This window comes from Deinococcus sp. YIM 134068 (genome assembly GCF_036543075.1).
Lineage (GTDB): Bacteria > Deinococcota > Deinococci > Deinococcales > Deinococcaceae > Deinococcus > Deinococcus lichenicola.
The window spans coordinates 176,420-193,774 of sequence record NZ_JAZHPF010000001.1 but is presented as its reverse complement, the minus strand read 5'-3'; the positions used below and the strand labels follow the sequence as shown (position 1 = coordinate 193,774).

Genomic DNA, 17,355 nt, shown 5'->3' with positions numbered 1-17,355 from the left:
GGGTGTACCGCTGCCACACGTCCCGCATCCGCGCGCTGGCCTAGCGGGGGTGGCCTGTGCGGCGGCGTCCACCGGGTACGCTTCCCCTATGAGCCTCGCCCGAACGCTGGGAATGCGCGTGCTGGAGGAGACCGCCGAAAAAACCCGTGTCGCCCTGACCGTCACCCCCGGCGGCCTGAACATGCACGGCACCGCGCACGGCGGTCTGCTCTTCAGCCTCGCGGACGAGGCGTTCGCCCTCATCAGCAATCTGGAGGTACAGGCGGTCGCCGTGGAGACGCACCTCAGCTTCTTCCGCCCCGCCCGCGTGGGTGATGAACTCGTCGCGGTCGCCACCCCCGAGCGGGTGGGCCGCACCCTCGCCACCTACCGGGTGGAGGTCCGGCGCGGCGAGGCGGGCGAGGTGCTGGCGCTGTTCCTGGGGACGGTGGCGCGGCGGGAGCGAGACCATTAGTTGGTCTTGGAGGGCCGGTAATGGTGGGCAGGACGGCCTTCTGAATCTCTCCAGGCCATCCAGCCATTCTGGGAAGCACCAGAAATATCATTGGCTGCGCTACTCGGCGAGGTATACTCTACGTCCTTGACGTAACGTAGAAGTGTATCGCTGATTTCTTCGATCTCCCCGCTTTCTAGCATCTTTTCTCGGCGACGTTGAGTTGCTTCCGCATATGGCTTAGTTGCTTGTAGGGCCGTACTGTCGGCACCAATTGTCCAAGTCCCCTTTGTTGGGTTGTAGACGACACGAGCTTTTGCGTCACCCACAAAGTAGTGAAGATTCACATCTTCAGAAGCTGTAGTATTAGAACTTGTATATAGCTTTTGCGGCTGAGATATTTTGGCTGTGTTCGTCTGCTTCTCAGGATTGCCAATCAAGATCGCTTGCTCATGAGTAATTTTGTTGGCGTCAACCGCGTTCTGTATAGCAAGCTCAAAAATAGGGATTTTATACTTAAGTTGAATATCTTTTACGATCTGACGAACAAGACGCATCTCGCGGCGACGTTCTATTTCGGCGATGGCGTTTGAGAAAGAGTCCTTCCGCCAGCTCTCTGCATCTATGATAATGGACAAATCTGCGGCTAAGGTAGTTTCTTCTTTGCCTGAATCAAGTTTAAGTACCTCGCGCTTGTGGTACGGGCCGGGCAGGTGCTCATCCAAAACGATCCAAAAGTGCCAGTTGGTTAATATAGCCCAACGCGTTCCCTCATTGGCAGCGTACGTGATAACTTTTTCGTAATGTTGAGGTCTAAGCTTGACATTCATTCCCTTGACCTCAAGAGCGAACGTGCCCTTCCCTGCACGGATCAAGAAGTCCGAGCGATTGCCAGTCGTGTTCGTCTCCTCCGGTACCACCTCGGTAGGATTCCAGATGTCGAATCCCGCCGCCTGGAGCAGCCGCAGCACGATGGCTTGTCGGACGATAGCCTCACTTAGTTTAGGAGGGTGGGTGGCAAGCCAGGTCTGGATTTCACCGACGACCTCCTGAACGCGCTCCTGCGTGCTGGGCATCAGGCTTGAAGTCTAGCAGCGGCACGCCTCCTTCCCCACCAAAATATGTTATGTTATTTACGTAAGGAGGCGAGATGCTGCATATTGAATTCATCACCGACCTGGGGGCACGCGTGACCGTGGACGTGGAGAGCGAGGGCAAGCTGCTGGACGTGCAACGCCAGTACGGACGCCTCGGCTGGACGAGCGGCGACGTGCCCACCGGGGGCTACCAGTTCCCGCTGGAGAACGAGCCGGACTTCGACTGGTCCCTGATCGGTGCCCGCAAGTGGCAGAACCCCGAGGGCGAGGAGATGATCATCCACAAGGGGTACGCCTACCGCCGCCGCGAGCTGGAGGCCGTGGACAGCCGCAAGATCAAGCTCCCCGCCGCCGTGAAGTACTCCCGTGGCGCGAAGAACACCGACCCAGAGCATGTGCGCGAGAAGGCCGACGGCGAGTTCGAATACGTGACGCTGGCGATCTTCCGGGGTGGGCGCAGGCAGGAGCGCTACGCCGTCCCCGGCGGCAACCGCGCCCCCACCCCGGCCACTGCCCGCCCGGCCCCGACCCGCCCCCAGCCCGCCCCCGCGCGCACGGCGACCGTGAGCCGGGTGGAGGAGGAAGAGACGCCGTTCTGAGGGTGAGTGGTCAGTCGTCAGTGGTGAGTGGAAACGTCTGCGTCCCACTTACTCCTGACCACTTCCCACTTCCTGCCGTTCAATCACCCCCCGCACGTCGGCAGGTTGCCAGCCCTCGGGTTTGAGCAGCTTGCCGTCTTTCCTTCGGGGGCCATGCGTCTTCGCCAGGTTCGCGCGGTGCAGTTCGGCGAAGATGGCGTCGGTGTCCACGCCGAGGGCGTCGAGCGCCCCGTAGGTCACGTACAGCAGGTCGGCGAGTTCGTGCGCGAGCGGCGCGAGGTCGGCGGGTGGGACGGCCTCGCCCCCGCGCAGCCGGGCTTCCAGCAGGCCAAACTCCCCCTCCACCTCCGCCGTCTCCTCGCGGATGAGGGTGCGGCGCAGCGCGAGCAGGTCCAAGTCGGGGACGGTGGGCCGCTCCGGCGGGGTGAGGCCGAGGGCGCGGTGGAACTCACGCAGGCGGGCGGCGTTCGTGGGGGGCGTCATGGGGAGGATGGTAACGGCACCGTCCCCCAAAAGAGAGGACGAGCGAGCCACCCTCTGCGGCCCACTCGTCCTGTTTTTTCGGTGCGGGTGATGGGACTCGAACCCACCCGTGGCCTGCTCTGACCCCGCTCGCACGCCCGTTTGATGGGAGGTGGGCGTCTCCCTCCGGCTCCTCATGCCCCGCGTCCCGCACGGCGGTGAGGGTGTCTTGCCGAGGGAGAGTATGCCCGGCGGGCGGAATGTCTAGATGGGCGGAAGTTAAGGCCGACCTTGAGACAATTCTCGGGGCGTTTCGCCCGTCTGGGGACTGGCCGAGCGCGCGGGCAGCTCCAGCATCCGGTAGCCGTAGGCATTCACCACGCGGGCACCGCTCGCCGGGTCGGTGTACTCCTCCTTCTTCCCCTCGTATTCGTGGATGTGGCCGTGGACGACGAGGCGGGGACGGTGGCGGGTGATGAAATGTGCAAGTTCGGGACAGCCCCGGTGCGCGTAGTCGCTGCCCTCGTGCGGCCCGGTGGGGGGCGCGTGGGTGAGCAGCACGTCCACCCCGCCCCGCGCCCACCAGCCCACCCGCGTCAGCCCCACCCGCGCCTGCCAGGGCGTGTACTGCCCCTCGCCGTCCTTGCGGTAGCGCGGTGCTCCGCCCCAACCCGCGATCCGCAGCCCCGCCGCCGTCACCACGCGCCCGTGGGCGGGGATGACGCCGCGCGGCGGGACGCGTTTCTCGTCCTCCGTCACATACTCGTTGGCGTGGTTGCCGTGGACATACACGATGGGGACAGGCAGCTTGCTCGCCAGGAACTCCAGGAAGTACCCCGGCAGGTCCCCCGCCGCGAGCACGAGGTCCACGTCGGGGAGGCCCTGCGGAAAGCCCTCGCGGTAGATGAAGGGATGCGTATGGTCGGCGACGAGCAGCAGCCGCGTGGGGGTTGAGGAGGCAGGGGGGGCAGGGGGGGCAGCGGGTCCGGTCATGGGCACAGGAACGTCATGGAACGGTGAGGGACAATCCTACCGCCTTCGCCGCCGCCCACCGTGACCGCATCTAACATGACTCTCCCCGGCGGGGGGTGTACCCTCCCCGGTATGCCGAGCGCCGCCCTCACCACGCCCCGCCTGTGGCTCCTGCCCCTCACCCGCGCGGTGGTGGAGGCGCGGTTGCGGGCCGGGACTTTCGAGGCTCCGGTCGAGCTGGACGGACAATCGCTGCTGGTCGCGTTCCCGCCCGACTGGCCCGGCGACCTCCTGCCCGTCTTCCCGATGTTCCTCGCCGACCTTCAGGTGGGGAGGGTGGACGAACTTCCAGACTCCCGCTTCCTCGTGGAGCGCGCGACCCTGACCGCCGTGGGGACGATGGGCACGAAGGGCGAGCCGGACGGGTCGGGCAGGGTGGAGATCGGGTACGGGCTGATCCCGGAAGCGCGGGGGCGGGGCTACGCGACGGAGGCGGGGCAAGCCTTCCTCGCCCACCTGCTCACCCGCCCGGATGTGCGCCGCGTCACCGCCCACACGGCACGGGGTAACCGCGCGAGCGAGCACGTGCTCGAAAAGCTCGGCTTCACGCGCACGGGTGAGAGTTGGAGCGTGGAGGACGGCCCGCTGACAGTGTGGACGCACGGCGGCGGGACGTTATGAATATGCACCGCCCGCCCACGTCCACCCGGAATCCGGGAATATTGTTGCAGCCGTGAGGCATATGCCTCTCCCCGCTCTACCCTGACCCCATGAACGTCTCCATTCTGGGTATCCCGATGGACCTCGGTGCCGGGCGGCGCGGGGTGGACATGGGCGCGTCGGCCCTTCGCAACGCCCACCTCGCCACGGCGCTGCGCGGGCTGGGGCACACCGTCACCGACCTCGGCGACGTGCGGGTGGCGCTGCCGGAGACGCTGGACAAGCACGCCTCGGCGGGGCTGGTCTTCCTCGAACCCATCCTCGACGCCTGCCGCGCGACCGCCGAGCGTGTGGCGGCCCTGCCGGACGACGTGTTCCCGATCACGCTGGGCGGCGACCACTCCATCAGCATGGGCACGGTCACGGGGAACGCGCTGCGGGGAGGCGGAACGGGCGAGCGCACGGGCGTGATCTGGGTGGACGCCCACACCGACTACAACACGCCGCAGTCCAGCCCCACGGGCAACATCCACGGCATGCCCCTCGCGCACCTCGTCGGGCTGGGCGACGAGCGGCTGGCCGGGCTGGGCGGCGGCTGGACCCTGCGCCCCGAGGACGTGGTGATGATCGGCATCCGAAGCGTGGACGCCCGTGAGCGCGAGCTGCTGCGCGAGGCGGGCATCCGCGCCTACACGATGAAGGACGTGGACCAGCTCGGCATCACCCGCATTACCGAGGAGACGCTGGAGCGGCTCTCACGCGTGTCGCGCCTCCACGTCTCCTTCGACGCCGACGCCCTCGATCCCGCCGTCGCCCCCGGCGTGGGCACGCCCGTCCCCGGCGGCCTGACCTACCGCGAGGGCCACCTCCTGATGGAACTCCTCTCCGAGTCGGGCCGCGTCACCAGCCTCGACATCGTGGAGGTCAACCCCGTGCTCGACACGCGCAACCAGACGGCGGAGGTGATGGTTGGCATGGCGGCGAGCCTGCTGGGGCAGCGGATTTTGTGAGTGATGAGGGATGAGTGATGAGGAGGACTGGGAGGTTCCGGTTTTCACCGCCCTACTGCCCGTGTGGGCCTCAATCCTCCGCCTGTGGGTGGGGCGTCTCCGGGTGGGCCTGTCCCTCCGTCCGCTGACTGAGGACCGTCGCGCCGACGACCAGTAGACCACCCAATGCGCCGCGCAGACCCACCCGCTCCCCGATCAGGACGAAGCTGAAGGCGGCGGCGGCGACAGGCTCCAGCGCGTAGATCAGGCTGGCCTCGGCGGCGCTGACCCGGCGTTGCCCGACGGTCTGGAGGAGGGTGGTGAGGGACGTGGCGGCAATTCCCAGATACAGGAGTGGTCCCCACGCCCCGGCGGGCGGCCACAGTGCCCCCGGTGCGGACAGGAGCGCCCAGCCCCACGCGATGACAGTCACGGCGAGCAGTTGCGCGAGGGTGAAGCGCAATGCCTCATGCCGGTTGGCCGTCCGCTCCAGCGCGATGATGAAGCCCGCGTAGGTGACGGCGCAGGCGAGCGCCCAGGCGTCCCCGACGACGAGCGCGCCGCCCTCCCAGGAGAGCAGGGCCAATCCGGCCACCGCCAGCGGCAGCGCCAACCACAGCACGAGCGGCAGGGGCCGACGCTGCGCCACCGTGAGCCACACGGGCACGAGCACCACGCTCAGCGCCGTGAAGAAGGCCGCCCGGTTCGCGCCCGTCGTTTGCAGCGCAATCGTCTGGGTGCCATACCCGGCGATCAGCCACGCGCCGAGGATCAGGCCGTCACGCCAGAGGGGGGAGTGGGTCGCCGTCGTTGGGGGAGAGATGCGGCGGGCGAGCGCGAGGGCGGGCAGCAGCGCGGCGGTGGCGATCAGGAAGCGCCACGCGATGAGGACGGAGGGCGGCAACAATTCGCCGAGTTCCTTCACGACCGCGAACGTGCTGCCCCACAGCGTCGTCACCAGAACGAGGAGCAGGATGCCGCGCAGGTGAGGAGACACGCGGGGAATTGTAGGGGGTGAGCTGTGGGGTTTGGCCTCGTGGTCTGATAGGGCGGATGGCCCTCTGGCAGTTCACCTTCACACCAATTCCACGTCCCGCCCCCGGTGTCTCTCCTGAAGAGTCGTGGTCCAAGTTCGGGTGGGAGGAGCAGCTTGTCCCCGAATCGCTGCTGTCTCGCCTTTGCGGATTGCTGCCCTTACATGAGACCTACGGCGCAGGGGATGACCTGACCTTGCGTTATGGCGATCCTGAACGAAACGACATCAGGGTGTTCTATGAGGACGGGCGGGTAGTGGGCCTCAACATTCGCCTCGACCTAAGAAATCCGGACGTTGATTTGCTCCGGGCTATCGTGGAGGCGACGGCGGCAGCGGGAGCAGTCTTCGTCTCCAGCGAGGAGCGGGTGTTCGAGGCCGAGTGGGACGCGGTGGTGGCCGAACTTCTGGTTTCGCGGGCGGCGCGGTTTGTTCAGGACCCGTTGGGGTACTTGGAGCGTCTGGCCGATTCTGAAAAGCCTTCAGAGCTGCCCAACTGAGACGCACGACCCGCTCCAGGCCGTAGCCGTCACAAACATTCCCGCCTGAACGCGCCATGCTGTCTTCCACGGAGGCTTTCCCTATGGCGCGCATCACGCGGTACAGCAAATTCGAGGGCGAACTCGATCAGCTCGACTCCAGTGAGCTGATGCAGATGATTCAGGAGGCGCTGCTCGGGCAGGGGATGAACGACCCCTACGACCCCGACCCGAACGCGCGCCCCAGCATGGACGACCTGTTCGACGCGATTCTGGAGGCGCTGGCCGACCGCAACATGATCCCCGAGGACCTGCTGATGGAGGCGATGCAGTCGGAGGACGTGCGCGAGACCCGCCTCGGCCAGCAGATCGAGCGCCTGATGGACAAGCTCCAGCAGGACGGCTTCATCCGCAAGGAGTTCGACGACGAGGACGGGCAGGGCGGCCAGGGCCAGAGCGGCGAGTCGCGCTTCCAGCTCACCGACAAGAGCATCGACTTCCTCGGCTACAAGAGCCTGCGCGACCTGATGGGTGGGCTGGGGCGAAGCAGCGCCGGTGCCCACGACACCCGCGAGTACGCCTCGGGTGTGGAGATGACGGGCGAGCTGAAGAACTACGAGTTCGGCGATACGCTCAACCTCGACACGACCGCCACCCTCGGTAACGTGATGGGCAAGGGCTTCGAGAATCTGGAGGAGTCCGACCTCGTGATTCGGCAGGCGGAGTACAACTCGTCGGCGGCGACCATCGTGCTGCTCGACTGCTCGCACTCCATGATCCTGTACGGCGAGGACCGCTTCACACCCGCCAAGCAGGTGGCGCTGGCCCTGGCGCACCTGATCCGCACCCAGTACCCCGGCGATACGGTGAAGTTCGTCCTCTTCCACGACTCCGCCGAGGAGGTGCCCGTCGCCAAGCTCGCGCAGGCACAGATCGGCCCGTACCACACGAACACGGCGGGCGGCCTGCGGCTGGCGCAGCAGCTCCTGAAGCGCGAGAACAAGGACATGAAGCAGATCGTGATGATCACCGACGGCAAGCCCTCGGCCCTCACGCTGCCCGACGGACGCATCTACAAGAACGCCTACGGCCTCGATCCCTACGTCCTCGGCGCGACCCTGCGCGAGGTCGCCAACTGCCGGAGAAGCGGCATCCAGGTCAACACCTTCATGCTCGCCCGCGACCCGGAGTTGGTGGGCTTCGTCCGCCGCGTCAGTGAAATGACGAAGGGCAAGGCGTACTTCACGACGCCGCAGAACATCGGCCAGTACGTGCTGATGGATTTTGTGACGAACAAGACGAAGCTGGTGAATTAGCGGTCAGCTTTCAGCCGTCAGCGGTCAGCAAAAGAAGGGGCGGGACGCCTGTACATGAGCGTTCCGCCTCTGGCCTTTTGCTGATGGCTGAGAGCTGACGGCTGAAAGCTTTCTACCCCATCTTCACAAACATCGGCGGCTTGACCCCCACCATCCGCGCCATCACCCAGACCTGACCCTTATGGTGGGCCTCGTGGCCGATCAGGGAGTCGATCAGGGCGGCCACGGGCATCTCCCGGCCTCCGAAAGCGGGGACGCGGCGACTCAAGTCCTCGGGACTCAGGGCGCGGAGGGCGGCGGCCACGTGGTCGGTGGTCTGGCGCAGGCGCTCGCGCACCTCGGCCACGCTGGCGCTTCCGGTGCCGGGGGCGGGCCGCTCGGGAGCCTGTCCGGCGATCATGCCGAGCAGCATCGTGCTGCTGCCCGCGAGGTGGTCGGCCTGACCGATCAGGCTCATGCCGCCCTCCCAGGCGCGGAAGTTGCCGTGTTCCTCGGGAAGCTGGCCGTACAGGTCGATCAGGGCTTCGCGGTGCATTTCAAAGGTGCGGGCGTGCAGTTCGGCGGGATTCATCGGCATGGGTAGAGGATAGGGCAGGCGAGGTGCTCAGGCCTGCCCGCGCGTCCCGCCGTCCTTCACCGCGTGGGCACTCATGCCCCACTGGTGGCCGCTGGACGCCACGTTCTCGAAGATCACGCGGGCGAGTTCGCCCAGCGTCGCGCCGCCCGCCCGCACGTCCATCCGCAGATCGGCGCGCAGCTCCGTGAGGCTGGTGTCGTCGAGCATCAGTTCGGTGCCGTAGCGCAGAGTCGTGGGTGGGACGATGAGCAGGTCGGCCTCCCCCGGCCTCACCGCGTGGCGGAAGCAGCGGCCCGTGAGCAGCCCCGCCACCGTCGTCACCTTGCCGAAGGTCTTGTTCTCGACGGCGCGGACCTCGATCTCCAGCCCATCAATCTGCCGCAGGGGGTCCACGGCCCGGTCCAGTGACTCGGCGAAGAGGGCACCCGTCCCCAGGATGACGCGGCGAGGGGCGGGAAGCGCGGTCGGCAGGCCCTCCGGCAGCCCCTCGGTCAGGAAGTCGCGGATCATGCCGACGCCGTTTTCGAGCATCGGGAAGCCCTCGTACTCCTCCTCGGTGGGGAGCGGCTCGCCCGCGAGGAGGTACAGCTCATCCGACGGGAAGACGAAGCGGGTGCCGCGCTCCTCCAAAAACTGCCGCCGCCAGATGTTCAACCGCCGTAGCGTGTCCTGCGCCTCCTCGCGCGTGAAGGTCCGCACGTCGGGGAGGTTGGTCCGGTGCGAGGTCAGGCCGATGGGCACGACCGCCGCGCTGATGACGTTGGGACGGCTGCTCAGATACTCCACCGTCTCGTCCAGATGCTCGCGGTCGTTGCGCTCCGGCACGAGGACGATCTGGGTATAGAGGTCGATACTCTCCAGCCGCTCGATCATGCTCCTGATCTGGACGGCCTGCGGGTCCTTGACCTTGAGCCGCCACCACTTCATCAGGTCCTGCCGCAACTCCTGATTGGCGGTATGGACGGAGACGTACAGCGGCGACAGGTTCTCGTCGAGGATGCGGTTGATGTCGCCCTCGGTCAGGTTCGTCAGCGTGACGAAGGAGCCGTACAGGAACGACAGGCGGTAGTCGTCGTCCATGATGTACAGGCTCTTGCGGAAGCCGCGCGGCATCTGGTGGACGTAGCAGAAGTCGCACTTGTTCGCGCACTTCTTGATGCCGTCGAACAGGACCTCCTCGAACTCCAGTCCGGGGTCCTCCCACTCCACCTCGAAGGTGAACGTCGGTGCCGCTGCGTCGTAGGCGAGGGTGTGGTGGTCCTGCGCGGTGCCCAGCACGCCCGACAGCACCGAGGGGCGCGAGACCGGGCGGCTGATCTCCAGCCTCGCCCGCCCCTGCGAGAGGCGGTGGCGGTAGGCGAGCACGTCGGTCACGGCCTCGCCGTTCACGCGCAACAGCAGGTCGCCGGGGCGCACGCCCGCCCGCTCGGCGGGGCTGCCCGGCTCCACCGTCTTGATGGGAGCGGGGAAGACCTGTTCCTGCGGTTGGATCGCCTCGGCTGCCGTCATGTCGCTCACCCCTTTCGGGACACACGCGCGGCCCCGTCGAACACGAGAGCTTAACAGACGGGCGGGCCATTGACCAGGATGGGTGTCCCGGTGGGTGGATCATGGGCGGGAAGATTCGTCGTCCTTCCCGCCCGTCTGGGCTTACGGTTCGCCGCGCACCTGATCGGGCATGAGCAGGGTGCGGAGGGCCGCCCCCGAGGTCCACACCTGCCGGAGGGCCTGCTGGAGGGTGGAGTCCGACACCGCCTTGTACAGGGCGGGGGAGAGGTGGGTGGAGGGGTACACGCCCGCCCTCCCCTGCGGCCCCACCCGCGTCTCGATGGGGAAGCCCAGCGCCAGCGTCGCCACGAGGACGCCCCCGAGGGCGAGGCCGCCGACGGCCCCGGCGAGCGAGTGCCACGGGTAGGTCAGGCCGCCCGGCACGAGCCGCCGGGTTCCCACCGCCACCGCCACACCCAGCCCCAGCGCGAGGAGCGCCGCGAGGGCCGCGCCCGCCGCGAGCACGTTGGCGAGGAAACACGCGGCGACGCCGCCCAGCCCCCATGCCAGCCCCGCCAGCCCGCGCCGCGCGCCCAGCGCCGTCAGAATGGCCCACAGGGTCACGAGGAGGGCGTCGAACCAGGTGATCACGCGGGGCAGTCTAGCGGCAGGGTCCTTACAAGACTCGTAAAAATCCCGGCACTCCCCCCGAAGAGGGGCGATGGTGGGGGGTCATCCCGTCTTCCCCGGCAGGAGGTCTAGACTGGGAGCATGATCCGGGTTCTGCTCGTCGATGACCACGCCCTGTTTCGCCAGGGCCTGCGGAGCCTGCTCGAATCCGAGGGGATGCGCGTCATCGGCGAGGCCGCCAACGGGCGCGAGGCCATCCGCTACGCCGCCGACACCCACCCCGACGTGATCCTGATGGACATCCAGATGCCCGAACTCGACGGCGTGAAGGCCACCCAGAGCATCCTGGAGATAGACCCGAAGTCGAAGGTCATCATGATCACGATGTACCGCCAGGACCGTTACGTGTTCGAGGCGGTGAAGGCGGGGGCGCGCGGGTACGTCCTCAAGGACGCCGACGCCGCCACCCTCATCGACGTGATCCGCCGGGTGGCGGGGGGAGAGGTCCTGCTCGACGCCGACATGGCCCAGAACGTCCTCGACGACTTCCGCGACAAGCGCGAGGAGTTGCCCAGCGAGAAGCACGCCGACCTCAACGAGCGCGAGACGATGATCCTCAAGCTGCTTGCCCAGGGCTTTTCCAATCAGGACATCGCCCTGCGGCTCGACATCTCCGAGAAAACGGTCCGCAATCGCCTCAGCGAGATTTTCACCAAGCTGCAACTCAACAACCGGACGCAGGCGGCGCTGTATGCGATCCGGGAGGGGATTGCGAATCTGGAGTAGGGGAGGGGCGGCCAGCTTCCAGCCGCCAGCGACCAGCGGCCAGCAACCAGCAACCAGCAACCAGCAACCAGCAACCAGCAACCAGCAACCAGCAACCAGCGGGGGCATCGGTGTCGAGGTCGAGACTCTGAACGCTTCGAGCCTTTCTTCCTCGTCCTAACCTCCCCTGACCCATGCCCAAGCCGAAGTCCATCAAGCCCACTCCCCGCCCCGCCGCCCCCGTCACCTTCCGGGCGGGCTGCGAGCGCGAGTGGGTCGTCGCGTCCACCGAGCCGGACCTCGCGTACACCGAGCAGGCGTTTCCCGAATGCCCGCTGTGCCCGCACCGGGTGGAGCCGGAGGGAACCTTGCCCTTCTGCACGCTGCGCCCGGTGGGGACGGCGCACCCCTTCGCGGCGCTGGCGGGTCTGGACTGGCCGGAGTGACGTTCGACCTGGAGACGGAACTCCGCTCACGCGGCTACGTGGGCGAGGTGGGCCTGCTCGTGACGGACCTCGCGGGCCGGGAGCTGTACGCGCAGAACGCTGACCGGGTATTTCCCGCCGCGAGCACGATCAAGGTGCCCCTGCTCTTGCAGGCCCTTCAGGAGGCGCAATCGGGCCGCCTCGACCTGCGGGAACGCGTGACCGTGACGGCGGAGGACAGAGTGCCCGGTTCCGGCGTCCTCCACGAACTCGGCGCGGGCCTCCAGCCCACCTGGGAGGACGTGCTCACCCTCATGGTTATCGTGAGCGACAACACCGCGACGAACCTCGTCATCGGGCGGCTGGGCGTGGAGGGGGTGAACGGGTGGCTGGACGGTCAGGGGCTGACGCACACCCGCCTCGTCGGCAAGCTGCAACTGCCGCCGGAGAAGCGGAACGAGGCTCAGCGCCGGGGCGAGCGCAACCGCACGACGGCCCGCGAGCACGTGACGCTCCTGGGCCGCCTCGCGCGCGGGGAGGTGCTGGACGCCGCCCATACCGACCTCGCCCTCTCCATCCTGTCGCGCCAGCAGTTCCGGGACATCCTGGCCCGCCACATCCCGCGCGGCGCGGGCGGCGACCCCCTCTACCGGGTGGCGAGCAAGAGCGGCGAACTCGCCGGGGTCCACCACGATGTCGGCATGCTGTTCACCCCGCGCCCCCTCGTGGTGGCCCTGCTCTCGGAGGGGGGGCAAGACCCCCGCGAGCACCCGGACAACCGGGACGTGGCGGTACTCTCGGGCACACTCTGGCCGCTGCTGGCGTCGCTCGGCGGCGTATTCTAGGAGCCTGTTGCGGGGGCCGGACGGGGACATTTAACCGCTCGGTCAGGGCCAGAATGACGGTGCGGAAGTATAGTCTTTGGGCCAGTCTTTTTGACGTACAGCACGGGCGGGAGGCGTCCTGGGTACGTGTTATGCTGGACACGACTTCGGCGGCCTTTGGCGGTTCCGGACTGGGCAGGCCCCGTGAGGGCACTTCAAGCGCGAGGAGAAGAACGTGGAGAGAAACGACGCTGTGATGCCCTGGGTCGCCATCGTGTGCGCGGCGATCATGTGGATCATTCTGCTGTTCCTGTTCAACAAGGAGACGGCTCCCGAACCCATCGTGGTGGACCCCGAGGTGACGGCGAGCATCACCCGCGATTGGCCGACGGTGGGCGCGCAGGTGTACACCTCCGCCGGATGCGTGGGCTGTCACGGGGCGCAGGGGCAGGGCGGGGCAGGCCCGAGGCTGGCGGGCGACGAGAAAATCGTCAAGGACCCGGTGTACGTCCATACCATCATCACGAAGGGCAAGGGGCAGATGCCCGCCTTCCCGCAGCTCTCGGAGCAGGAGGTGTACGCGGTTTCCAACTACGTGCTCAACTCCTGGGGCAACGAGGTGGAGGAGCCGCTGACGCCCGCGCTCGTCGCCGAGGGGCAGACGAGGATCGACCCCGCCGTGCTGAAGAACCGCAGCCGCTTCGTCCCCGAGGACATCAAGCTGCCCGAAATCTTCCTGGCGACCTTCGTGATGGTGTTGCTGACCTACGGCGTGATCGGGCTGTACAGCGTGTGGGCCGAGGGGCAGGAGCTGCAACCCGGCATTCACAAGGTACGCGCGACGCCCGTGGCGATGCTGGCGATGGTGGTCACGCTGGGGCTGAGCCTGCTGTTCAGCGTGCTGTTCGTGCGGCAGATGGTCGCCGACTACGCCGCGTGGGCCAACCGCGAGATGCCGAACGTGGCGATGGAGGGCTTTTTCGCCGCGATGATCCTGCTCACCATCGCCGTCGCCATCGCCCTGTACAAGAAGTTCTTCATGGACGGCGAGGTGCTGGTGGAGGACGCCAGCGGCGAGTTCCCCTGGTAAGGGAAGGAGAGAATCAACGATGACCCGCTACAAGAGACAGGACCCCGAACTCAGCCGCCGCCGCTTCATCAACCTGGCGATGGGCACGACCGCCGCCGTGGGGGGCGTGAGCCTGCTCAGCACGCTCGGCACCGCCAACCCCGTCTTCCGCCTCACGCGCGACAAGATGCCGCCACTTGAGGGCGACATCCTCGTTCACGCGGAGAACAACAAGGAGGGCCAGCCCGTCAAGCTCAGCGAACTCAACGAGCAACTCGTCCGCGTGTGGCCGATGGGCAAGGACGAGAACGGCGAGAACGTGATTCGCAAGGGCGACCCCAACAACATCCTCGCGCTGTACCGCTTTCCGCGCGGGCAGATCGTGGCCCCCACCAACCTGGACGCGACGATCAACGGCGAGGTCGTGGCCTACAGCGACATCTGCACCCACGCGGGCTGCTCGGTCTCCGACAGCGACACCCGCGCCGGGGCGATGAAGTGCCCGTGCCACTCCGGCGAGTACGACCCCAAGCGCGCCGCCGCCGTGGTGGGTGGGCCGCCGCCCCGCGCGCTCGCGCAGTTGCCCATCCGGCTTCAGGGCGAGAACATCGTGGTGGCGGACTTCTTCTTGCAGATGCCGTATCCGTTTACCGCCGAGGCCGAGTGGGAGTCCTTTAAGGAAGAAGTGGAGGAACAGCTCGCATGAACCAGTGGCTTGATGAGCGTCTGCACATTTCGCGCCTGAACGACAAGTTCCTGCGTAAGGCCTTTCCCGTCCATCACGCCTTTTTCCTGGGCGAGATCACCCTGTTCAGCCTGATCATCCTGATCCTGACGGGCATCCTGCTCGCTCTGTCCTACGAGCCGAGCAACAGCCTCGTCGTGAACTCCTTCGACCCCGGCACGACGGACGCGCCCAACCTCGTCCCGGCGGCGTACCACTCAGCCCTGAAGATTAACGCGATGCCCTTCGGGGACATGCTGCGTCGCATCCACCACTGGACGGCAAACATCATGATCGCCGCGTCGGTGATCCACATGATGCGGGTGTACTTCACGGGCGCGTTCAAGAAGCCGCGCGAGATCAACTGGTGGATCGGGATGCTGCTCCTGATCTTCGCGGCGCTGACCGCCGTGACGGGCTACGTGCTGCCCTACGACAATTACGCCTACAACACCCTCAAGGTGATCTACGGCATCGCGGCCTCGATTCCGTGGGTGGGCGAGTGGGTGGCGCAGGCCGCCTTCGCGGGCAAGTTCCCCGGCGACGGTGTGATCCCGCGCGTGTACGGCTACCACATCATGCTGCTGCCGGGCATCCTGCTGGGGCTGACCGCCGCGCACATGCTGATCATGATCAAGCAGAAGCACACGCAGCCGCAGTACGCCAAGCGCATCGCCTACAAGAAGATCGTCGGCGTGCCGCTGATGACCCAGCAAACGCCCATCATGCTGCTGCTCACTTTTGCGTTCGCGGGCATCATCGTGCTGTTCAGCGCCTTTATCCCGGTCCACCCGGTCGAATACTTCGGGCCGCCCTCCACCACGCCGATCAACAACATCAAGCCCGACTGGTACCTGCTGTGGGTCTTCGGTGTGCTGGCGATCATTCCCAGCTTCGAGTTCCACCTGTTCGGCGGCATCATCGGCGCGGAGTTCGTGGGCGCTATCGTGGTGCCGACGATGGCCCTGCTGGCGATGTTCGCGGTGCCCATGCTCGACCGCAGCAAGGAGAACCTGTACTACGCTGAGAATCCCACCAACTACCCGGTGCGGCTCGGCGCGGGCGTGGCCTTCATGATGCTGCTCGTCGTGTGGTCGGTCGCCGGGTACAAGCCGGAGCTGATCAGCGCGGGCATCCTCTCGACTGAGAACTCCAACATGGTGCTGTGGGTCGCGTCCTTCGCTCTTCCCGCCGCGTCGTACTTCGCGGTGCAGGGCATCGTGCGCGGCATCCGTGCCCTGCGCGAGGCCGACTCCCGCGACCGCACCGCGTTCCAGGCGGCGGACGACTAGGCTCACCTCACGCGCTCTGCCCCGGTCCAGTGCCGGGGCTTTTTCTATGCTGTCGGGCGTGAAGGACGACCTCGCCACCCACCTCGCTCAACAGGCCCGGCTGCTCGGGCTGGACGCCCTCAATGCTGCCGAGGCCAAGCCGGACACGGTGCGGGCCTTCGCTCAGGCCGTGCTGGATGAACTCGCGGCGCTCGGATTGGTGGCCGGGGAGGAGGATGTGGGGTGTTGGGCGCAGAGGCGGGTGACGGGGAACTGAGGAGCATAGGACGCCTTCGGCGTCACCCCCCACCCGGCCTCCCCCGTAGGGGGGGAGGAGCAAAAGTCTGCTACAGCCCCCGCCGTCGCCGCCCACCCGTCAGCATCCCCAGGCCCAGGCCGATGAGGGCGGGCAGGGTGAACAGCAGGAGGAAACCGGGCAGGTCGCTGTCGCCGATCATGCCGCCGAGGGGACGGCCCAGCGCGGCGTTGACGGGGCTGCCCAGCCACGTGAGGGCGGTCCAGAACCAGCCGTCCAGCCCGCGCGCCTCCACCGCGTTCTCCAGCCAGCGCACGCCGAGGAGGCCGAGCGTCTGGAGGAGGAGGGCGGGCAGCAGCACGAGCACGGCCCGGACGCCCCGCTCCGCCCGGCCCGCCAGGAAGCCCAGCGCGAGCGGCCCCAGTACGGGAATCCAGCCGACGAGCAGCGCCACGAGCAGCAGCATGAAGACGTTGACCCACGCCATAGGGGGAGTGTACGCCGCGCAGAGGACGGCGGGGATTGTGGGCCGGGCCATGCTCACTCCCCCGGCTTGAGGCGAAGTTGACTCTGCCTTGAAGGTCCTGCCACGGTCGCGGGTACCGGACCGCCCAGACTAGGGGCTGAAACGAAGCTCGCGCGAGGTCCGCCCCGGCGTGACCTTCGTTATCCCAGCCCGGAGGCCTTCCCATGTCCAAACGTTCTGCCGCCCTGCTCCTCCCCTTCGTTCTCGCCGCGTGCGCGCCGTCTTTGACAGCCCCGAACGCGAGCACCGCCGACGGCCTGTTCCTCCAGGCGGCCACGGGCAGCAACCTCTTCGAGATTCAGTCGTCGCAGGTGGCGCTCCAGAAGTCAAACACGCCCGCCATCCGCACCTACGCCCAGCAGATGATCAACGAGCACACGACCGCGCAGAACGAGGTGGCGGCCCTCGCGTCGGCCCGCCGGGTGCCGCTGCCTCCGGCCCTGCCCCCGGAGTTACAACTCAAGGTGACGACCCTGAGCGGCCTGAACGGTGCGGAGTTCGATGCGGCCTACATCCGCGAGCAGACGCTGAGCCACCAGCTCACCGTGAGTGTCTTCCAGAACGAGCAGACGGCGGGCAGGGACGCTGGAGTTTTGGCGTTCGCCAACAAGAACCTGCCGCTCATCCAGCGCCACCTCCAGGAGATTCAGTCGCTCGGCGGCGGCGCTCCGGCGGGTCAGTCGGCGGGCCATTCCGGCGGCCACTGAGTCCCTTCCACCCGGCCCCACCCCGGTCCCTCATAACTGGGTGTGGGACCTTT

At 67.0% G+C, this 17,355-nt stretch carries 22 protein-coding genes; 14 read left to right on the top strand and 8 right to left on the bottom strand.

The features are described 5' to 3' along the window. The first annotated feature begins 88 nt into the window (after nucleotides 1-88). A complete protein-coding gene (gene paaI, locus V3W47_RS01040) occupies nucleotides 89-454 on the top strand; it encodes a hydroxyphenylacetyl-CoA thioesterase PaaI (RefSeq protein ID WP_331823291.1) in 366 nt (121 codons plus the stop codon). Here paaI and V3W47_RS01035 read toward each other — a convergent pair. Beyond that, on the bottom strand, nucleotides 451-1,509 hold the full coding sequence (locus V3W47_RS01035) for a DUF4357 domain-containing protein (protein WP_331823290.1): 1,059 nt from the start codon (nucleotides 1,507-1,509) through the stop codon (nucleotides 451-453). The genes paaI and V3W47_RS01035 overlap by 4 nt on opposite strands. A gap of 74 nt (nucleotides 1,510-1,583) precedes the next feature. Between V3W47_RS01035 and V3W47_RS01030 the strand changes: the two genes are divergently transcribed. Continuing rightward, complete coding sequence (locus V3W47_RS01030) at nucleotides 1,584-2,129, top strand: single-stranded DNA-binding protein (RefSeq protein ID WP_331823289.1); 546 nt, start codon at nucleotides 1,584-1,586, stop codon at nucleotides 2,127-2,129. 48 nt (nucleotides 2,130-2,177) lie between these two features. On the opposite strand, the gene V3W47_RS01025 is transcribed toward V3W47_RS01030, so the two are convergent. Further along, entirely contained in the window at nucleotides 2,178-2,612 is a 435-nt protein-coding gene (locus V3W47_RS01025; protein WP_331823288.1) for a dUTP diphosphatase, read from the bottom strand. Nucleotides 2,613-2,870: 258 nt separating this feature from the next. Beyond that, entirely contained in the window at nucleotides 2,871-3,584 is a 714-nt protein-coding gene (locus tag V3W47_RS01020; protein ID WP_331823287.1) for a metallophosphoesterase family protein, read from the bottom strand. 111 nt (nucleotides 3,585-3,695) lie between these two features. On the opposite strand from V3W47_RS01020, the gene V3W47_RS01015 reads away from it, so the two are divergent. Together V3W47_RS01015 and rocF are read left to right on the top strand one after the other, a co-directional pair. Then, entirely contained in the window at nucleotides 3,696-4,244 is a 549-nt protein-coding gene (locus tag V3W47_RS01015; RefSeq protein ID WP_331823286.1) for a GNAT family N-acetyltransferase, read from the top strand. Nucleotides 4,245-4,333: 89 nt separating this feature from the next. Continuing rightward, complete coding sequence (gene rocF, locus V3W47_RS01010) at nucleotides 4,334-5,233, top strand: arginase (protein ID WP_331823285.1); 900 nt, start codon at nucleotides 4,334-4,336, stop codon at nucleotides 5,231-5,233. Between the two features lie 70 nt (nucleotides 5,234-5,303). Here rocF and V3W47_RS01005 read toward each other — a convergent pair whose 3' ends face one another. After that, nucleotides 5,304-6,209 carry a DMT family transporter gene (locus V3W47_RS01005; RefSeq protein WP_331823284.1) on the bottom strand — a complete coding sequence of 302 codons (906 nt, stop codon included), beginning with the start codon at nucleotides 6,207-6,209 and terminating at the stop codon, nucleotides 5,304-5,306. Nucleotides 6,210-6,265: 56 nt separating this feature from the next. On the opposite strand from V3W47_RS01005, the gene V3W47_RS01000 reads away from it, so the two are divergent. Then, nucleotides 6,266-6,745, top strand: coding sequence for a hypothetical protein (locus tag V3W47_RS01000; RefSeq protein WP_331823283.1), 480 nt, complete (start codon nucleotides 6,266-6,268; stop codon nucleotides 6,743-6,745). 83 nt (nucleotides 6,746-6,828) lie between these two features. Continuing rightward, nucleotides 6,829-8,040, top strand: a complete 1,212-nt coding sequence (locus V3W47_RS00995) for a vWA domain-containing protein (protein ID WP_331823282.1) — start codon at nucleotides 6,829-6,831, stop codon at nucleotides 8,038-8,040. Between the two features lie 112 nt (nucleotides 8,041-8,152). Here V3W47_RS00995 and V3W47_RS00990 read toward each other — a convergent pair whose 3' ends face one another. The 3 genes from V3W47_RS00990 to V3W47_RS00980 form a co-directional block, all read right to left on the bottom strand. Next, the gene (locus V3W47_RS00990; protein ID WP_331823281.1) at nucleotides 8,153-8,617 is read right to left on the bottom strand and encodes a DinB family protein; all 465 of its coding nucleotides are present in this window, start codon (nucleotides 8,615-8,617) and stop codon (nucleotides 8,153-8,155) included. A 27-nt stretch (nucleotides 8,618-8,644) separates the two neighbouring features. Then, nucleotides 8,645-10,126, bottom strand: coding sequence for a DUF512 domain-containing protein (locus tag V3W47_RS00985; RefSeq protein ID WP_331823280.1), 1,482 nt, complete (start codon nucleotides 10,124-10,126; stop codon nucleotides 8,645-8,647). A 141-nt stretch (nucleotides 10,127-10,267) separates the two neighbouring features. Beyond that, complete coding sequence (locus V3W47_RS00980; protein ID WP_331823279.1) at nucleotides 10,268-10,756, bottom strand: hypothetical protein; 489 nt, start codon at nucleotides 10,754-10,756, stop codon at nucleotides 10,268-10,270. Nucleotides 10,757-10,876: 120 nt separating this feature from the next. Between V3W47_RS00980 and V3W47_RS00975 the strand changes: the two genes are divergently transcribed. The 7 genes from V3W47_RS00975 to V3W47_RS00945 all read left to right on the top strand — a co-directional run bounded on the left by V3W47_RS00975 (nucleotide 10,877) and on the right by V3W47_RS00945 (nucleotide 16,090). Beyond that, a complete protein-coding gene (locus V3W47_RS00975) occupies nucleotides 10,877-11,521 on the top strand; it encodes a response regulator transcription factor (RefSeq protein WP_331823278.1) in 645 nt (214 codons plus the stop codon). Between the two features lie 173 nt (nucleotides 11,522-11,694). Further along, nucleotides 11,695-11,946 (top strand): hypothetical protein, encoded by a 252-nt coding sequence (locus V3W47_RS00970; RefSeq protein ID WP_331823277.1) that lies wholly within the window; start codon nucleotides 11,695-11,697, stop codon nucleotides 11,944-11,946. Continuing rightward, nucleotides 11,943-12,770 (top strand): serine hydrolase, encoded by an 828-nt coding sequence (locus tag V3W47_RS00965; RefSeq protein ID WP_331823276.1) that lies wholly within the window; start codon nucleotides 11,943-11,945, stop codon nucleotides 12,768-12,770. Before V3W47_RS00970 ends, V3W47_RS00965 begins: the two co-directional genes overlap by 4 nt. Nucleotides 12,771-12,984: 214 nt before the next feature. Beyond that, nucleotides 12,985-13,839, top strand: a complete 855-nt coding sequence (locus V3W47_RS00960; RefSeq protein ID WP_331823275.1) for a c-type cytochrome — start codon at nucleotides 12,985-12,987, stop codon at nucleotides 13,837-13,839. Nucleotides 13,840-13,858: 19 nt separating this feature from the next. Further along, nucleotides 13,859-14,524, top strand: a complete 666-nt coding sequence (locus V3W47_RS00955; RefSeq protein WP_331823274.1) for a Rieske (2Fe-2S) protein — start codon at nucleotides 13,859-13,861, stop codon at nucleotides 14,522-14,524. Continuing rightward, the gene (locus tag V3W47_RS00950) at nucleotides 14,521-15,834 is read left to right on the top strand and encodes a cytochrome b (protein ID WP_331823273.1); all 1,314 of its coding nucleotides are present in this window, start codon (nucleotides 14,521-14,523) and stop codon (nucleotides 15,832-15,834) included. The genes V3W47_RS00955 and V3W47_RS00950 overlap by 4 nt, the downstream gene beginning before the upstream one ends. 58 nt (nucleotides 15,835-15,892) lie before the next feature. Then, on the top strand, nucleotides 15,893-16,090 hold the full coding sequence (locus V3W47_RS00945; protein ID WP_331823272.1) for a hypothetical protein: 198 nt from the start codon (nucleotides 15,893-15,895) through the stop codon (nucleotides 16,088-16,090). A 70-nt stretch (nucleotides 16,091-16,160) separates the two neighbouring features. Here the strand turns inward: V3W47_RS00945 and V3W47_RS00940 are convergent, their stop codons facing one another. Beyond that, entirely contained in the window at nucleotides 16,161-16,556 is a 396-nt protein-coding gene (locus tag V3W47_RS00940; RefSeq protein ID WP_331823271.1) for a hypothetical protein, read from the bottom strand. Between the two features lie 203 nt (nucleotides 16,557-16,759). Between V3W47_RS00940 and V3W47_RS00935 the strand changes: the two genes are divergently transcribed. Further along, the gene (locus V3W47_RS00935; protein WP_331823270.1) at nucleotides 16,760-17,302 is read left to right on the top strand and encodes a DUF4142 domain-containing protein; all 543 of its coding nucleotides are present in this window, start codon (nucleotides 16,760-16,762) and stop codon (nucleotides 17,300-17,302) included. The last annotated feature ends 53 nt before the right edge of the window (nucleotides 17,303-17,355 follow it).

What these genes read in the sequence shown, in the direction of transcription:
- V3W47_RS00995 (WP_331823282.1), top strand. Translation starts at nt 6,829, where the DNA reads ATGGCGCGCATCACGCGGTACAGCAAATTCGAGGGCGAACTCGATCAG.
- V3W47_RS00970 (WP_331823277.1), top strand. Translation starts at nt 11,695, where the DNA reads ATGCCCAAGCCGAAGTCCATCAAGCCCACTCCCCGCCCCGCCGCCCCC.
- V3W47_RS01030 (WP_331823289.1), top strand. Translation starts at nt 1,584, where the DNA reads ATGCTGCATATTGAATTCATCACCGACCTGGGGGCACGCGTGACCGTG.
- V3W47_RS01025 (WP_331823288.1), bottom strand. Translation starts at nt 2,612, where the DNA reads ATGACGCCCCCCACGAACGCCGCCCGCCTGCGTGAGTTCCACCGCGCC.
- V3W47_RS00935 (WP_331823270.1), top strand. Translation starts at nt 16,760, where the DNA reads ATGTCCAAACGTTCTGCCGCCCTGCTCCTCCCCTTCGTTCTCGCCGCG.
- V3W47_RS01000 (WP_331823283.1), top strand. Translation starts at nt 6,266, where the DNA reads ATGGCCCTCTGGCAGTTCACCTTCACACCAATTCCACGTCCCGCCCCC.
- V3W47_RS00940 (WP_331823271.1), bottom strand. Translation starts at nt 16,556, where the DNA reads ATGGCGTGGGTCAACGTCTTCATGCTGCTGCTCGTGGCGCTGCTCGTC.
- V3W47_RS01015 (WP_331823286.1), top strand. Translation starts at nt 3,696, where the DNA reads ATGCCGAGCGCCGCCCTCACCACGCCCCGCCTGTGGCTCCTGCCCCTC.
- rocF (WP_331823285.1), top strand. Translation starts at nt 4,334, where the DNA reads ATGAACGTCTCCATTCTGGGTATCCCGATGGACCTCGGTGCCGGGCGG.
- V3W47_RS01020 (WP_331823287.1), bottom strand. Translation starts at nt 3,584, where the DNA reads ATGACCGGACCCGCTGCCCCCCCTGCCCCCCCTGCCTCCTCAACCCCC.
- V3W47_RS00950 (WP_331823273.1), top strand. Translation starts at nt 14,521, where the DNA reads ATGAACCAGTGGCTTGATGAGCGTCTGCACATTTCGCGCCTGAACGAC.
- V3W47_RS00975 (WP_331823278.1), top strand. Translation starts at nt 10,877, where the DNA reads ATGATCCGGGTTCTGCTCGTCGATGACCACGCCCTGTTTCGCCAGGGC.
- paaI (WP_331823291.1), top strand. Translation starts at nt 89, where the DNA reads ATGAGCCTCGCCCGAACGCTGGGAATGCGCGTGCTGGAGGAGACCGCC.
- V3W47_RS00990 (WP_331823281.1), bottom strand. Translation starts at nt 8,617, where the DNA reads ATGCCGATGAATCCCGCCGAACTGCACGCCCGCACCTTTGAAATGCAC.
- V3W47_RS01035 (WP_331823290.1), bottom strand. Translation starts at nt 1,509, where the DNA reads ATGCCCAGCACGCAGGAGCGCGTTCAGGAGGTCGTCGGTGAAATCCAG.
- V3W47_RS00955 (WP_331823274.1), top strand. Translation starts at nt 13,859, where the DNA reads ATGACCCGCTACAAGAGACAGGACCCCGAACTCAGCCGCCGCCGCTTC.
- V3W47_RS00985 (WP_331823280.1), bottom strand. Translation starts at nt 10,126, where the DNA reads ATGACGGCAGCCGAGGCGATCCAACCGCAGGAACAGGTCTTCCCCGCT.